Here is a 15,856-nt window from a genome sequence, read left to right on the forward strand (position 1 = left end):
CGGCAGCCCCCCACCCCCGCCCCCTCCCCACAAGGGGGAGGGAGATTTTACAGCAGCATAGCGGCGACTTGCGCCGGCAATTTTTCGAGAAAAGCGGGTGTGCCGGCGTTCCCCTCCCCCTTGTGGGGAGGGGTCAGGGGTGGGGGGATTGCGGTCCGTGACGGACGCGACGGCCCTACCCCTGCGCGCAGGGGTCAGGGATGGGGGCAAGGCACCGAAAAGGATCGGAAAGGGACGCAATCTCAATTCTACTCCGCTGCCGCCTTCGTCCTGGCCAGGCCCGTGCCGTCCAGCGTGGCGACGAGTTTCTCCACGATCGCCTTTTCGCGCGCCGGGTTCTCGATCTTCTGGCCGGTCAGGTCGGTGACATAGAAGGTATCGATGACCTTTTCGCCGAAAGTGGTGATGTGGGCCGAGGCGATGTCGAGCGACAGGTCCGACAGCGCGCCGGTGATCTCCGACAGAAGCCCCGGCCGATCCAGCCCCTCGACCTCGATGACGGAAAAGCGGTTGGACAGCGCGTTGCGAATCTCGGCGCGCGGCGGAATGCGGAACGTCTTCTGGCCGCGCCTGGGCTTGGTGCGTTTCTCGATGATCTCCGGCAGATAGCTTTTTCCGGAAAGCGCATCCTCGATCAGCTTGCCGACGCGCGTCGAGCGCCGGCGCTCGTCCTCGTCGAGCTCGAACTCGCGGTTGATCAGGATGGTGTCGAGCGCGCGGCCGTCCGCCGTAGTAAAGACCTGCGCATCGACGATGTTGGCGCCGGCGGCGGCACAGGCGCCGGCGATGACCGACAGCAGGCGCGGATGGTCCTGCGCCAGCACGGTGATCTCGGTGACCGCCTCGAACTGGTGCGGCCTGACCATGGTGTCGAGGCTTCTCCTGGCCGCATCGGCCTGGCGGATGAACTCGGCGTGGCGCACCTGGTCGGCAAGGTCCACGGTCAGCAGGTAGTTCTGGTAGTGCAGCGCGACGATGCGGTCGCGCTCCGCCTGCGGCCAGTGGCCGAGTGCCTCGCGCAGCGCATCGCGCGCGGCCGTCGTGCGGTCGGCGCGCGACATTTCGGAAAAGCCGCCGGTCAAAAGCAGCTCGGTCTCGAAATAGAGCGTGCGCAGTAGCTGGCCCTTCCAGCCATTCCACACGCCCGGTCCGACACCACGAATATCGCAGACGGTGAGAACCAGGAGCAGCTTCAGCCGCTCGACCGACTGCACCACCGAGGCGAAATCCTCGATCGTCTTGCGGTCGTTGAGGTCGCGCGTCTGCGCCGTCATCGACATCAGGAGATGATGTTCGATCAGCCAGGCGACGGTCCCGGTATCGGCGGCGGAAAGCCCCATATGCGGGCAGATGCGCCGCGCGATGCGGGCGCCGGCCACCGAATGGTCCTCCAGCCGCCCCTTGGCAATGTCGTGCAGCAGCACGGCGACATAGAGCGCGTCACGGCTTTTCTTCAGCCCCGGCATCAGCGAATGCGACAGCGGATGGACTTTTGCATCGTCGCCGCGCTCGATCTCGGACAGCACGCCGATGCAGCGGATCAGGTGCTCGTCCACCGTGTAGTGGTGGTACATCGAGAACTGCATCATGGCGACGATCTTGCCGAAATCGGGGATCAGCCGGCCCAGAAGGCCCGCCTCGTTCATGCGGCGCAGGTTGAGTTCGGGATCGCGGTCCGAGGTCAGGATATCGAGGAAAAGCCTGTTCGCCTCGGGATCGCGCCGCAGCGCCCGGTCGACAAGGCCGAGCGAGCGGGTGAGAAGCTTGAGCGCATGCGGGTGGAACTCCATCGCGTGCTTGTCGGCGAACCAGAACAGCCGGAGAAGATTCACCGGATCGCGCTCGAACACCTGGTCGTCAGCGACATTGAGGCGATGGTTGTCGACGATGAAATCGCTGGTGCCGGCAAGCTTGCGCTTGCGGCGCGAGAAGCCGCCGATGATGCGGTCGAAGCCGGGCACGTACTTCGCCTGCTCCTCCTCCAGCGCGGCGCAAAAGATGCGGGTCAGGTCACCGACATTCTTGGCGACGAGGAAGTAATGCTTCATGAAGCGCTCGACCGCCGAAAGGCCGGGATGGCTGGTATAGCCGAGCCGCTCGGCGATATCGCGCTGGATGTCGAAATGCAGGCGCTCCTCCGCCTTGCCGGTGAGGAAGTGCATGTGGCAGCGCACCGCCCACAGGAAATCCTCGGCCTTGCGGAACAGGTTGTATTCAGCCTGCGTAAAGACCCCCTTGCCGACCAGTTCCTCGGCGGTGCGTACGCGGTAGAAGTATTTCCCGATCCAGAACAGCGTATGCAGGTCGCGCAGGCCGCCCTTGCCGTCCTTGACGTTGGGTTCGACCAGGTAGCGGCTCTCGCCGGCCTTGGCGTGGCGGGTATCGCGCTCGGCAAGCTTGGCCTGCACATATTCCGGGCCGGTCGTGGATACCAGTTCGCGGTCGAAACGGTGCTCCAGCGTCTGGAAAAGCTTGCCGTCGCCGCAGACCAGCCGCGCCTCGAGCAGGGCCGTGCGGATGGTGATGTCCTCGCGCGCCAGCCGCAGGCATTCCTCGACGGTGCGGGTGGCGTGGCCGACCTTCAGCCGCATGTCCCACAGCAGATAGAGCATGGTTTCGGCGGCAGCGGCCGCCGCCGGGGCCTTGCCCTGCGGGAGCAGGAACAGGAGGTCGATGTCGGAACCCGGCGCCAGCGTGCCGCGGCCGTAGCCGCCGACGGCGACGACCGCCATGCTTTCGCCCCCGCCGGAGACGCAGGCGTAAAGCGCGCCGATGATCTCATCCATGACATGGCAAAGGCGGATGGCGCAGGCCGAGCCGCTGCCATCAGCCTTCAGCAATTCCTCCACCCTGCCGAAGGCTTCCGCCTTGCGCTCCTTGAGCAGGTGAAGGGCCGCCGCCCTCGCCTGCGGCTGCGTAAGCCCGCCGTCGCCGGCCATTGCCGCGAGATCTGCGCGCAGGGCGTGGCCGTCGATCAGTTCGTCGAGCTTCAGGGGTAGTTTCGCCATAGGCCGCGCGGGTGCCGTTTCGGGAAGTGCCTTATCGGGCGCGTCTATAGCGTGTTTTGGGGGCCATGGGTATGGGGCCCAGCCCCAAGCGGCGGCGAAGAGGCTCGCCTTAGATTTCTTGTCCGAAGGCCTCTTGACCTTCCAGTTGCTGGAAGCCCTACCTTCGATCGAAATCGAGATTCCGCATCGTTTCGAGGACCGCAATGGCGAACCACGACCACCACCATGATCACCACCACGCCCAGGGCGGAACCGGCTCCTGCTGTTCCGCGCGCGCCGCAGCGCCGGCCGACGAAGCCGTGACCCGCGATCCCGTCTGCGGCATGACCGTCGACCCGAACGCCGGCAAGCCGAGCGCGGAGCACGGCGGGCGCGTCTTTCATTTCTGCAGCGAAGGCTGCCGGACCAAATTCACCGCCCACCCGGAAAGCTATCTGACCGCCGAAGACCCGGTCTGCGGCATGAAGGTCGACCGCGCCACGGCCCGGCATTTCCTCAGGCACGAGGGCGAAAAATTCTATTTCTGCTCGCAGGGCTGCCTCGACAAGTTCCAGGCCGACCCGGAAAAATACCGAAACGGCCGGCCTGCGCCCACCCCGGCGCCGAAGGGCACGAAATACACCTGCCCGATGCACCCCGAAATCGTGCGCGACGGTCCCGGCGACTGCCCGATCTGCGGCATGGCGCTGGAGCCGATGGGGGTGCCGACCGGCGAGGAAGGCCCCAACCCCGAACTGGTCGATTTTTCGCGCCGCTTCTGGGTGAGCGCGGCGCTGTCGATCCCGCTGCTCGTCCTGTCAATGGGGCCGATGCTCGGGCTGCCGGTGCGCGATCTGGTCGGCGAACCGGCTGCCACCTGGATCGAGCTGGCGCTGGCCAGCCCGGTGGTGCTGTGGGCGGCGATCCCGTTCTTCCGGCGCGGCTGGCAATCCATCCTCAACCGCAGCCCGAACATGTGGACGCTGATCTCGCTCGGCGTCGGCGCCGCCTATCTCTACAGCGTGGTGGCCACGCTGTTCCCCGGCCTTTTCCCACATGCGTTCCGGGGCCATGGCGGCGCCGTCCCGGTCTATTTCGAGGCCTCGGCGGTCATCGTGGCGCTGGTCTTCCTCGGCCAGGTGCTGGAACTCAGGGCCCGCGAAAAGACCGGCTCGGCCATCCGCGCGCTGCTCGACCTCGCCCCGAAGACCGCGCGGCGCATAGGATCGGACGGCAGCGAAACGGATGTCGCGCTGGACAGCGTGCGCGAAGGCGACCTCCTGCGCATCCGCCCGGGCGAAGCCGTGCCGGTGGACGGCACCGTCACGGACGGACGCTCGGCGGTGGACGAATCGATGATCACCGGCGAGCCGCTGCCGGTGGGCAAGGCGGCGGGCGACCCGGTCACCGGCGGCACCCTCAACCGCAACGGCACGCTGGTGATGCGGGCCGAACGAGTCGGCTCCGAAACGACCCTTGCGCGCATCGTTGATCTGGTCGCCAAGGCGCAGCGCAGCCGGGCGCCGATCCAGGGGCTGGCCGACCGTGTTTCCTTCTACTTCGTCCCGGCCGTGGTGCTGGTCGCCATCGTGGCGTTCATCGCCTGGGCGCTGTTCGGACCGGAGCCGAGGCTGGTCTTCGCCCTCGTCTCGGCGGTGTCGGTGCTGATCATCGCCTGTCCCTGTGCGCTCGGGCTGGCGACGCCGATGTCGATCATGACCGCGACCGGGCGCGGCGCACAGGCCGGCGTGCTGGTCAAGGAAGCGGCGGCGCTGGAACGCTTCGCCGCCGTCGATACGCTGATCGTCGATAAGACCGGGACGCTGACCGAAGGCCGCCCGACGCTGACCGACGTGGTCGCGCTCGACGGCTTCGGCGAGGACGAGGTGCTGTCGCTCGCCGCCGCCATCGAACAGGGTTCGGAGCATCCGCTAGCCGACGCCATCGTGCAGGGGGCGAGAGAGCGCAAGCTGACGTTTTCTGCCGCCGACGGTTTCGAGGCCGTCAACGGCAAGGGGGTGACCGGCAAGGTCGGCGGCCGCGCGGTGCTGCTCGGCAATGCGCGCTTCCTCGAAGAGGAGGGCGTCGATACGACCCGGCTCGCCGGGCAGGCCGACGCCTTGCGCGCGGACGGCCGCTCGGCCGTGCTGGTTGCCATCGACGGCAAGGCGGCCGGCATCGTCGCCGTGTCCGATCCGATCAAGGCGACCGCCGCGCAGGCGATCAAGGCGCTGCACGAACAGGGCCTCACCATCATCATGGCGACCGGCGACAACGAGCGCACGGCGCAGGCGATCGCCGCCAAGCTCGGCATCGACCGGGTGCAGGCCGGGCTGCTGCCGGAATCGAAAGCCCGGCTGATCGAGGAGCTTCAGGCAAAGGGAGCCGTGGTGGCGATGGCCGGCGACGGCATCAACGACGCCCCGGCGCTCAGCACTGCCGATGTCGGCATCGCCATGGGCACCGGCGCCGATGTGGCGCTGGAAAGCGCCGGCATCACGCTGCTCAAGGGCGATCTCACCGGCATCGTGCGGGCGCGCCGGCTGGCGCAGGCGACCATCGGCAACATTCGCCAGAACCTCGTCTTCGCCTTCCTCTACAACGCGCTCGGCGTGCCGGTGGCCGCCGGCGTGCTCTACCCCCTGACCGGCACGCTGCTGTCGCCGATGCTGGCGGCCACGGCGATGAGCCTGTCGTCGGTGTCGGTCATCGCGAACGCGTTACGGCTCAGGACATTGAAACTCTGAACGCCTTTTCCAGATAGACTCCAAAGGAGAATTCCCATGCGTATGACCCGCAAAATCCTGCTCGCGCCGATGGCCGCCGTCGCGCTGCTGGGCGCGCAGCTCGCCGGCATGCCGGCGCAATCGGCACAGATGAACCATGACATGGCCGCCGCAGCGACCGACGATCCGGCCGCCGGCTACCAGGCGGCGATGGACAAGATGCACCGCGATATGATGGCCATGCAGTACACCGGAAACGCCGACGCCGACTTCGTGCGCGCCATGATCCCGCATCACCAGGCAGCCATCGACATGGCCAAGGTGCTGCTCGACCATGGCAAGGATCCGGACCTGCGCAAGCTGGCGCAAAACATCATCACGGCGCAGGAAAAGGAAATAACGGAAATGGAAGACTGGCTGGACGCGCATCCGGGAAAATAGGCGGCCACACGGCCTGCCTTCCCCCGGCGGCAAATGCCGGGTGAAGCAGGCCGGACACAGAATCCTCCCAATACTGGCTCAAATCCCGTCATGCGGTATCCTTGATCCCACTGCCGCCTGACGAAGGAGCCACCGATGCCGATCCGAACCACCACCCTGCCCAGCGGCGAGGCCGTGCCGGTCCTCGGCCAGGGCACCTGGCACATGGGCGAGGACAGGAGCCGCTTCGCCGAGGAAGTGGCGGCGCTGCGGCTCGGTCTCGACCTCGGCCTGACGCTGATCGACACGGCGGAAATGTACGGCAACGCCGAATCCGTGGTCGGCGAGGCCATCGCCGGCCATCGCGATTCAACCTTCATCGTCTCCAAGGTACTGCCGTCCAACGCCTCGCGCTCGGGCACGGTGGCGGCCTGCGAACGCAGCCTGAAGCGGCTCGGCACCGATCGCATCGACCTCTACCTGCTGCATTGGCGCGGCGGCGTGCCGCTGCGCGAGACGGTGGAAGCGCTCGAGGCGTTGAAGGCGGCGGGAAAAATCCGTCATTGGGGCGTGTCCAATTTCGACACCGACGATATGGAAGAACTGGCGGCCTTGCCCGCCGGCGGGAACTGCCAGACCAACCAGGTACTCTACAACCTCACCCGGCGCGGGCCGGAATTCGACCTTCTGCCGTGGTGCCGGCAGCGCGGCATGCCCATCATGGCCTATTCGCCGGTGGAACAGGGGCGGCTGGCGCGCGGCGGCAAGCTGGACGCCATCGCCGCCCGCCACGGCGCGACCGCGGCACAGATCGCCCTGGCCTGGACGATGGCCCGGCCGGGTGTCATCGCCATTCCCAAGGCGGTCCGAGCCGAGCATATCCGACAGAACGTCGCTGCGCTCGACATCAAGCTCGCGCCTGAAGATCTCGCCGAACTCGACCGGCTGTTCGCGCCGCCGCCGCGCAGGCAGCCGCTGGAGATGATCTGAACACGAGTCTGAAACCGAACCGGGCGCCGGCGGCCCCTCAGACCGCAAGCCTTGTCCTTGCCTGCCCCAGCGCGCGCGAGAACACGGCCGTATCGTCGAAGGCGCGCGACAGGGTCAGCGCGCCCTGGATGGCCGCGACCGTATCCTCGGCAAGCTGGTCGGCTTCAGGCTTGTCGCGGCCGCCGCGTTGCAGTGCTGCGCTGAGATGCGCGACCCAGGAGCCGAAATAGGCCCTTATCTCGGTAACGAAACGATTCCTGGAATCATCCAGCGCAAAGGCCCCGACCAGGCAGACGCGGCCGCCCGACTGGAAATAGAGGTCGGTGGCGTCGAGCATGCGGCCGATGCCGGCGGCGGGTTGGCCTTCGTCCCGCAGGGGCGCGAACACGTTTTCCTCGAACCATGCGGCGATGTGGGCGAGCACGGCGGCGGCCATCTCTTCCTTGCCGCCGGGAAAGAAGTTGTAGAGGCTGCCCTTGCCCAGCCCCGTCGCCTGCCCGATCCGCGTCAGGCTGGCGCCCTCATAGCCATGTTCGCGAAACACCTCGGCGATGCGGGCGATCAGTTTCTCGGCTTCGGCGGTGTCTGCGCGCATGCGCTCCTAGAGCGTCAGGACGCTCTATCCCTTTGTTGGAGCATTATCTTTTTGCAAAAACCGCGATGCACTTTTCGGGATCATGCTCTACAGGTCCAGTTCGGAAAGGCCGGGGTGATCGTCGGGACGGCGGCCGAGCGGCCAGAAAAACTTGCGCTCGCTTTCCCTGATCGGCAAGTCGTTGATGCTGGCATGGCGGCGGTACATCAGCCCCTCCGCATTGAACTCCCAGTTCTCGTTGCCGTAGGAGCGGAACCAGTGGCCGCCATCGTCGTGCCATTCATAGGCAAAGCGGATGGCGATGCGATTGTCATGCGAACTCCACACTTCCTTGATCAGGCGGTAGTCGAGCTCGCGCACCCATTTGCGGCGCAGGAACGCGACGATCTCGGCGTGGCCGGTGACGAATTCAGCACGGTTGCGCCAGATGCTGTCCTCGGTATAGCCCGACGCCACCTTTTCCGGGTCGCGCCCGTTCCAGGCGTCTTCGGCCAGCCGCGCCTTCTGCGCGGCGGATTCGGGAGTGAAGGGCGGAAGCGGCGGGCGGCTCATGATTGTGTTGCTCCATCATTTATGGCCGCGACGCGGTCGACGGATGGTTTGTACCGTTCGGTACAAACCTCGTCAACAATGATCTGACCGCCGGCGCCTACAGCTCTTCGGCGCGCAACTGCTCGGCGCTCCTGGAGGAAAGCAGGCCCGGCGGCACGTCGAACACCGTCTTTGCGCCATACTGCCCCATGGCGTGCAGCCGATGGACGGCGCGGGCATAGGCCACCAGCACGCTGGCGGTGAACTCGGGATTGCTGCGGAGCTTCAGCGCATATTCGACGACCTGGGCGTTGCCGGCCGAAGTGTTGCCGCTGCGGATGACGAAGCCGCCATGCCCCATCGCCCGGTGGTCGCGCGCCAGTTCCTCCGCGCTGATGAAATGCACCGTGGTGTCGTAGGCGTCGAAATAGTGCGGCATGGTGACGATGGCGTCGCGCACCCGCTCGGCGTCGGCGCCTTCCTCCAGCACGACGAAGCACTCGCGCGTGTGCTTCTCGCGCGTGGACAGGACCGGCCGTTCGGCGCGGCGCACCCGTTCCACCGCTTCCTCGACCGGGCGCGTATACTGGACGGCGTCGGCAACGCCGTCGACGCGGCGCACGGCATCCGAATGCCCCTGGCTGAGCCCGTCGCCCCAGAAGGTGTAGGTGGCGCCGTCCGGCAGCAGCGCCTCGCTCATGACCCGGTTGATGGAAAACATGCCGGGGTCCCAGCCGGCCGAAATCAGCGCCGTGCGGCTGTTTTCCCGGGCAGGCGCATCCACGGCGGCGAAATATTCGGGGATGCGGGCATGCGTGTCGAAGCTGTCCACGGTGTTGAACAGCGCCGCCAGTTGCGGCCCCTGCACGGGCAGGTCCTCCTTGGAACCGCCGCACAGGATCAGCACGTGGATGCGGTCGGTATGGCCGGGCAGCGCTTCCATGCCGAAAACCGGCGTGGCGGCCTGCAGCGGCTTGAGCTGCTCCGGGGGCCGCCGGCTGTAGATGCCGGCAAGCTCCATGTCGGCGTTCCTGGCGACGGCCGCCTCGACGCCGCGCCCGAGATTGCCGTGGCCGGCGATGGCGATCCTGATCCGTTCAGCCATGATGACTGTCCCTTCCTGGTTTCTTCGATGATTTTCCGGGGATAAGATTACAGCTCGGCCAGGCCCTTCAGCCGATAGAGCGTTTCCAGCGCCTCGCGCGGCGTCATCTCGTCGAGGTTGAGCGCGGCGAGCGCTTCGCCCACCGCATCGCTCTTCGCCGGCTTCGGTGCCTCGCGCCGGGCGGCGACGGAAAACAGCGGCAGGTCGTCCACCAGCCGCTCGGCCTTGCCCGAGACTTCGCCTTCCTCGAGCTGGCGCAGCACCTCGCGGGCGCGCGCCACCACAGCCTCAGGCAGGCCGGCCAGCCGCGCCACCTGCACGCCATAGCTGCGGTCCGCGGCGCCCTTGCCGACCTCGTGCAGGAACACCACGTCGCCTTCCCACTCCTTCACCCGCATGGTGACGTTGTGGAGCCGCGACAGCTTTCCGGCCAGCGCCGTCATCTCGTGGAAATGCGTGGCGAAGATCGCGCGGCAGCGGTTCTTCTCGTGCAGATATTCCACCGCCGCCCAGGCGATGGAGAGGCCGTCGAAGGTGGCGGTGCCGCGCCCGATCTCGTCGAGGATGACCAGCGCCCGCTCGCCTGCCTGGTTGAGGATCGCCGCCGTCTCGACCATCTCGACCATGAAGGTGGAGCGGCCCCGCGCCAGGTCGTCGGAGGCGCCGACGCGCGAAAACAGCCGGTCGACGACGCCGATACGGGCGCTCGTGGCCGGCACGTAGGAGCCGGTCTGGGCAAGGATGGCGATCAGCGCGTTCTGGCGCAGGAAGGTCGACTTGCCGCCCATGTTGGGGCCGGTCAAAAGCCAGATCGCCCCGGCCTGCTTGCCCCCTTGGGCATCGCCCTCCGGCGAGAGGTCGCAGTCGTTGGCGACGAACGGCGCTTCGGCGGCGCGGCGCAGCGCCTGCTCGACCACCGGATGGCGACCGCCGACGATGTCGAAGGCAAGGCTGGAATCGACCTGCGGCCGCGACCAGTTCTCGCTTTCCGACAGCAGCGCCAGCGCCGCCGATACGTCGAGCACGGCCAGCGCCTCCGCCGCCGCGCGGATTTTTTCCGCCTCGCCGACCGCCTCGCCGACAAGCGCGTCGAAGGCGGCAAGCTCGATCGCCAGCGCGCGGTCGGCGGCGTTGGCGATCTTGGATTCCAGTTCCGCCAGTTCCGTCGTGGTGAAGCGCATGGCGTTGGCCATGGTCTGGCGGTGGATGAACCTCGCCTTCGCCTCGTCGGTGCCGGTCATGATCGCGGCATGGTTGGCGGTCACCTCGATATAGTAGCCGAGCACGTTGTTGTGCCGGATTTTCAGCGACCTGATGCCGGTCTCGTCGGCCAGCGCGCGCTCCATGCCGGCAATGACCTTGCGCGACTCGCTGGCCAGCGCCCGCATCTCGTCCAGTTCGGCATGGTAGCCGGCGCGCAGGAAGCCACCGTCGCGCTTCAGCAGCGGCAGTTCCTCGGCCAGCGCCTCGCCGAGATGGCGGCCGAGCGCGGCCGGCAGGCCGGCGATCGCGGCCAGTGCCTGCGCCAGTTCATGGGGCGGCTGGACGCCGGCAAAGGTGTCGGCGACCGCGACGGCCGCCTCGAAGCCGGAGCGCAGCGCGCCCAGATCGCGCGGGCCGCCGCGATTTAGCGCGAGCCGCGTCAGCGCGCGCGGCATGTCGGCGACACCCTTCAGGGCCAGCCGCACCGCCTGGCACAGCCGCGTCTCGGTGCGGAAGAACGACACGGAATCCAGCCGCGCCGCGATCGCTGCCGGATCGGTCAGCGGCGCCATCAGCCGGTCGGCCAAGAGCCGCGCGCCGCCGCCGGTCACGGTGCGGTCGATGGCCTTGAACAGCGAGCCCTCACGGCTGCCGGACAGCGTGCGCAGCAATTCCAGGTTGGCGCGCGTCGCCGGATCGATGAACAGGCTCGAGCCCTGCTCCTCGCGCTCGGGCCGCGACAGCGGCGGCCGCTCGGCCTTCTGCGTCTTCTCGACATAGGCGATGATGCCCGACACCGCCGAAAGTTCGGCGCGCGAAAAGCTGCCAAAACTGTCCGGCGTCGCCACCTCGAAGAAACGGGCGATGCGCGCCGGCGCCGACGTCGAATCGAACAGGCTCGCCGGCTGCGGATTGGCGACGCGGCCGAGGAGGTCGAAGACCGGCTTCAGCTCGGGATCGTAGAAGACGGGCTCGGCGACGATCAGCTCACGCGGATCGACGCGGAAAATATCGGCCAGCAGCCGCTCGGAACTGGTTTCGGCCACCCGGAAGGCGCCGGTGGAAATGTCGACCCAGGCCAGCGCCAGCGCGGAATCCGAACTCGCCTTGACCCGCCCCAGCGCCATCAGGAAGCTCGACTCCGACGGCGCCAGAAGCTTGTCCTCGGTGATGGTGCCGGGCGTCACCAGCCGGATCACGTCGCGCCGCACCACCGATTTGGAGCCCCGCTTCTTCGCTTCCGCGGGGTCCTCGATCTGCTCACAGACGGCGACACGGAAACCCAGCGCGATCAGCTTCTGCAGATAGTCGTCGGCCGCATGCACCGGCACGCCGCACATCGGGATGTCCGCACCCTGGTGCTTGCCGCGCTTGGTGAGCACGATGCCGAGCGCCGCACTCGCCTTCTCCGCATCGTCGAAGAACAGCTCGTAGAAATCGCCCATGCGGTAGAACAGAAGCGAATCCGGGTTCGCCGCCTTGATCTCGATATACTGCTCCATCATCGGAGTGACACCGGCGGCGGCTGGCATTGGGGTTACGCCGCCTGTGGCGGCGGCCGCGGGCGGCGCCGTCGTCCCGGCGCGGATCGGCGTGTCGTCGTTCAAGAAACTGTTTCCAAAATTTCCGTACGCATTGGTTTGGCGATTTACATTTGCAACGTGTAGCCTTACCCGCGAACAGTCCACAAGAAACGTGGATCGCGCGTACCACCGGGAGGAACCAGCAAGCATGGCACGCAAGGACAGGCAGGCAGAACAAGGTCCATCGGTCAGCCCCGAGGAGGCGCTCGAATTCCACGCCATGGGGCGGCCGGGCAAGCTGGAGATCGTACCGACCAAGCCGATGGCGACCCAGCGCGACCTGTCGCTGGCCTATTCGCCCGGCGTCGCCGTCCCGGTACAGGCGATCGCCGACGACGGCAGCCGCGCCTTCGACTATACCAGCCGCGGCAACATGGTCGCCGTCATTTCCAACGGTACCGCCATCCTCGGCATGGGCAACCTCGGCGCGCTCGCCTCCAAGCCGGTGATGGAAGGCAAGGCGGTGCTGTTCAAGCGCTTCGCCGATGTCGATGCCATCGATCTCGAGGTCGACACCGAGGATGCCGACACCTTCATCAATTGCGTGCGCTACTTGGGGCCGTCCTTCGGCGGCATCAACCTGGAGGATATCAAGGCGCCGGAATGTTTCATCATCGAGCAGAAGCTGCGCGAACTGATGGACATCCCCGTCTTCCACGACGACCAGCACGGCACCGCCATCATCTCGGCCGCCGGCCTCATCAACGCGCTGGAGATCACCGGGCGCGACATGAAGACGACGAAGATGGTGTGCAACGGCGCCGGCTCCGCCGGCATCGCCTGCATCGAACTGATGAAGGCGATGGGCTTCGCACCGGAAAACATCACGCTGTGCGACACCAAGGGCGTGGTCTGGCAGGGCCGCACCGAAGGCATGAACCAGTGGAAGTCGGCACATGCGGTGAAGACCGACGCGCGCACGCTGGCGGAAGCGCTGGAGGGAGCCGACGTCTTCCTCGGCCTGTCGGCCAAGGGCGCGCTGACCCCCGACATGCTCAAGTCGATGGCGCCGAACCCGATCATCTTCGCCATGGCCAACCCGGACCCGGAAATCACCCCGGAAGAGGCCGCCGCGATCCGCACCGACGCCATCATGGCCACCGGCCGCTCGGACTATCCGAACCAGGTCAACAACGTGCTCGGCTTTCCCTATATCTTCCGCGGCGCGCTCGACGTGCGGGCCACCACCATCAACGACGCCATGAAGATCGCCGCCGCCCAGGCGCTGGCCGAACTCGCCCGCCAGGACGTGCCCGACGACGTCGCCGCCGCCTACCAGGGCAACCGGCCGAAATTCGGCCCCAGCTACATCATTCCGGTGCCGTTCGACCCGCGCCTGATCTCGGCCATTCCGGTCGCCGTGGCCAAGGCCGCGATGGAAACCGGCGTGGCGCGCCGGCCGATCCTCGACCTCGACAAATACGCGCTGGAACTGTCGGCCCGCCGCGATCCGATCGCCTCGACGCTGTCGCGCATCTACGACCGCGTGCGCCGCCAGCCCAAGCGTATCGTCTTCGCCGAGGGCGAGGAGGAGCAGGTGATGCGCGCCGCCGTCTCCTACGTGAACCAGCGGCTCGGCACCGCCATCCTGCTCGGTCGCGACGACGTCATCAAGGAGAACGCGAAGAACGCCGGCGTCGATATCGACAAGCCGGGCATCGAGATCATCAACGCCAGGCTTTCGCGCCGCAACGGCCTCTACACCGACTATCTGTACGAGCGCATGCAGCGCAAGGGCTTCCTGTTCCGCGACTGCCAGCGCCTCATCAACAACGACCGCAACCATTTCGCCGCCTGCATGGTGGCGCTGGGCGACGCCGACGGCATCGTCACCGGCGTCACCCGCAACTATTCGACGGCGCTGGAGGACATCCGCCGCGTCATCGACGCACGTCCGGGCCACCGCGTCATCGGCGCCTCGATCGTGCTCGCGCGCGGGCGCACCGTCATCGTCGCCGATACCGCCGTGCACGACATGCCGGATGCGGTGCAGATCGCCGACATCGCCGAGGAAGCGGCCAACTTCGCGCGCCGCATGGGCTACGAACCGCGTGTCGCCATGCTCGCCTACTCCACCTTCGGCCATCCGCAGGGCGAGCGCTCCGAGCGTATCCAGGAGGCGGTGCAGATCCTCGACAAGCGGCGCGTCGACTTCGAATATGACGGCGAGATGTCCGCCGACGTGGCGCTCAACCCGCGCGCCATGGCGCAGTATCCGTTCTGCCGGCTGACCGGGCCGGCCAACGTGCTGGTGATGCCCGCCTTCCACTCGGCCTCGATCTCGACCAAGCTGTTGCAGGAACTGGGCGGCTCGACGGTGATCGGCCCGCTGCTGGTCGGCCTCAACAAGCCGGTGCAGATCGTCAACCTCAACGCCAAGGATTCCGACATCGTCAACATGGCCGCGCTCGCGGCCTATGCGGGGACGTAAAAGAGCAACCTTATCGGCGATACGGCAGGTCCCCGAAAGCTTCGCTACGGCGCGGCTTCCGGGCTACCTTGCCTCTCACTAGCCATAGCTTTTCGCCTGAGGCAGGCAGCTTGCGCTCACGCCACCATCTGCAAGGCGGCGGACACGCGGTTGCGCCCAGTGTTCTTGGCCCGGTAGAGCGCGGTATCGGCGCGGCTCAAAATGGCGTCGAAACTCTCGCCGGCGAATTGCGCCATCGCGACCCCGGCGCTGGCGGTTCCCTGAATCCGGCCCTTGTCGGTTTCGATATCGAGCGTCGCGAAAGAGGTCCGGATGCGCTCGGCGACGTCGATCGCGGCGGAGAAGGTTGTGTCGCGGACGACGAGCACGAACTCCTCGCCCCCGGTTCGCGCCGCCAGATCGTCCGGCCGAACATGCTGGCGCAGGACGTCAGCGAAGCGGCACAGGACCTGGTCCCCGCCGAAATGCCCGTAACGGTCGTTGATGGCCTTGAAGCTGTCGAGGTCGAGGCAGACGACGGCATCGCCCTGCCGAAGCCGGCCGTCGGACAGGTCGTCGAACAGCGCGCGCCGGTTGAGCAGCCCGGTCAGCGCGTCGGTCCGCGCTTCATGCAGGTGCCGACGGGCGGCCCGCGACTGGTTGAGCCCGAGCGACAGCGCGCCGATACCGGTGATGCCGACGATCGACATGATGGCGTTGAAATGCTCGGCCCAGTTGTCGGGACGGCCGTCCAGCACCCAGGCGCGCTCATGCAGCAACACGGCTCCGCAGGCCAGGAACGAAGACGCAGCCAACAAATAGAGGACGGTGACGCCGGCAATGGAAGCGGGAGCCTCAGAGCGGACCGACCAGTATCGCCACGCCGTCGCGCTAAGCAGGCCCGCCACGAGGAAATTGTAGACCATGATGCCGAAGCCGTCGAAGCCGAAGGCGATCGGCACGGCGACGGGGAGGGCAACCGCGAAACCCAGCGTCGCCACGCCAGTCCAATCTACGGTTTTGCCGCAGAATTGCCCGGCGGCGACGAAGACCGCGACGAAACCGACGATCTCCAGCGTGAAGGCGAGCGCTGCCGCCTCGACATATTTGGGCGGAACGGTCGCGTAGAGGATGACGCCGGCTCCGATCAGCGCCATGCCGGCCATCCAGCCGATGAGGAAGCGATCCATGCGGTTCTGGAACCACACGCCGAGCATGGTCATGGCCAATGCGGCCGAGCAGATTCCCGCAGCGAAAAACAGCGTGTCGGGATCGAATGACACGAGCACCCCCATTGTATCGTCTG

General features: G+C 66.9%; 10 protein-coding genes. 4 read left to right on the forward strand and 6 right to left on the reverse strand.

All coding sequences use genetic code 11. The features are described from left to right. Nucleotides 1-248: 248 nt before the first annotated feature. Complete coding sequence (locus ACFOHJ_RS10600; RefSeq protein ID WP_378220470.1) at nucleotides 249-3,008, reverse strand: [protein-PII] uridylyltransferase; 2,760 nt, start codon at nucleotides 3,006-3,008, stop codon at nucleotides 249-251. 203 nt (nucleotides 3,009-3,211) lie between these two features. On the opposite strand from ACFOHJ_RS10600, the gene ACFOHJ_RS10605 reads away from it, so the two are divergent. The 3 genes from ACFOHJ_RS10605 (at nucleotide 3,212) to ACFOHJ_RS10615 (ending at nucleotide 7,123) form a co-directional block, all read left to right on the forward strand. Beyond that, nucleotides 3,212-5,734 carry a heavy metal translocating P-type ATPase gene (locus ACFOHJ_RS10605; protein ID WP_378220471.1) on the forward strand — a complete coding sequence of 841 codons (2,523 nt, stop codon included), beginning with the start codon at nucleotides 3,212-3,214 and terminating at the stop codon, nucleotides 5,732-5,734. Nucleotides 5,735-5,770: 36 nt separating this feature from the next. Continuing rightward, nucleotides 5,771-6,154, forward strand: a complete 384-nt coding sequence (gene copM, locus ACFOHJ_RS10610) for a CopM family metallochaperone (RefSeq protein ID WP_378220472.1) — start codon at nucleotides 5,771-5,773, stop codon at nucleotides 6,152-6,154. Between the two features lie 135 nt (nucleotides 6,155-6,289). Continuing rightward, a complete protein-coding gene (locus tag ACFOHJ_RS10615) occupies nucleotides 6,290-7,123 on the forward strand; it encodes an aldo/keto reductase (RefSeq protein WP_378220473.1) in 834 nt (277 codons plus the stop codon). Nucleotides 7,124-7,160: 37 nt separating this feature from the next. On the opposite strand, the gene ACFOHJ_RS10620 is transcribed toward ACFOHJ_RS10615, so the two are convergent. The 4 genes from ACFOHJ_RS10620 to mutS all read right to left on the reverse strand — a co-directional run bounded on the left by ACFOHJ_RS10620 (nucleotide 7,161) and on the right by mutS (nucleotide 12,089). Next, on the reverse strand, nucleotides 7,161-7,718 hold the full coding sequence (locus ACFOHJ_RS10620) for a TetR/AcrR family transcriptional regulator (RefSeq protein WP_378220474.1): 558 nt from the start codon (nucleotides 7,716-7,718) through the stop codon (nucleotides 7,161-7,163). An 87-nt stretch (nucleotides 7,719-7,805) separates the two neighbouring features. Continuing rightward, the gene (locus ACFOHJ_RS10625; protein ID WP_378220475.1) at nucleotides 7,806-8,270 is read right to left on the reverse strand and encodes a nuclear transport factor 2 family protein; all 465 of its coding nucleotides are present in this window, start codon (nucleotides 8,268-8,270) and stop codon (nucleotides 7,806-7,808) included. Nucleotides 8,271-8,367: 97 nt separating this feature from the next. After that, the gene (locus ACFOHJ_RS10630) at nucleotides 8,368-9,354 is read right to left on the reverse strand and encodes a diaminopimelate dehydrogenase (RefSeq protein ID WP_378220476.1); all 987 of its coding nucleotides are present in this window, start codon (nucleotides 9,352-9,354) and stop codon (nucleotides 8,368-8,370) included. A 47-nt stretch (nucleotides 9,355-9,401) separates the two neighbouring features. Beyond that, complete coding sequence (gene mutS, locus ACFOHJ_RS10635; protein ID WP_378221530.1) at nucleotides 9,402-12,089, reverse strand: DNA mismatch repair protein MutS; 2,688 nt, start codon at nucleotides 12,087-12,089, stop codon at nucleotides 9,402-9,404. Nucleotides 12,090-12,288: 199 nt separating this feature from the next. Between mutS and ACFOHJ_RS10640 the strand changes: the two genes are divergently transcribed. Beyond that, complete coding sequence (locus tag ACFOHJ_RS10640; RefSeq protein ID WP_378220477.1) at nucleotides 12,289-14,571, forward strand: NADP-dependent malic enzyme; 2,283 nt, start codon at nucleotides 12,289-12,291, stop codon at nucleotides 14,569-14,571. A 116-nt stretch (nucleotides 14,572-14,687) separates the two neighbouring features. On the opposite strand, the gene ACFOHJ_RS10645 is transcribed toward ACFOHJ_RS10640, so the two are convergent. Then, nucleotides 14,688-15,845: a GGDEF domain-containing protein gene (locus tag ACFOHJ_RS10645; protein WP_378220478.1), complete on the reverse strand. Its 1,158-nt coding sequence runs from the start codon at nucleotides 15,843-15,845 to the stop codon at nucleotides 14,688-14,690. Nucleotides 15,846-15,856: the final 11 nt, after the last annotated feature.

It is taken from the genome of Aquamicrobium soli (assembly GCF_042646345.1).
GTDB classification, from domain to species: domain Bacteria; phylum Pseudomonadota; class Alphaproteobacteria; order Rhizobiales; family Rhizobiaceae; genus Mesorhizobium; species Mesorhizobium soli_A.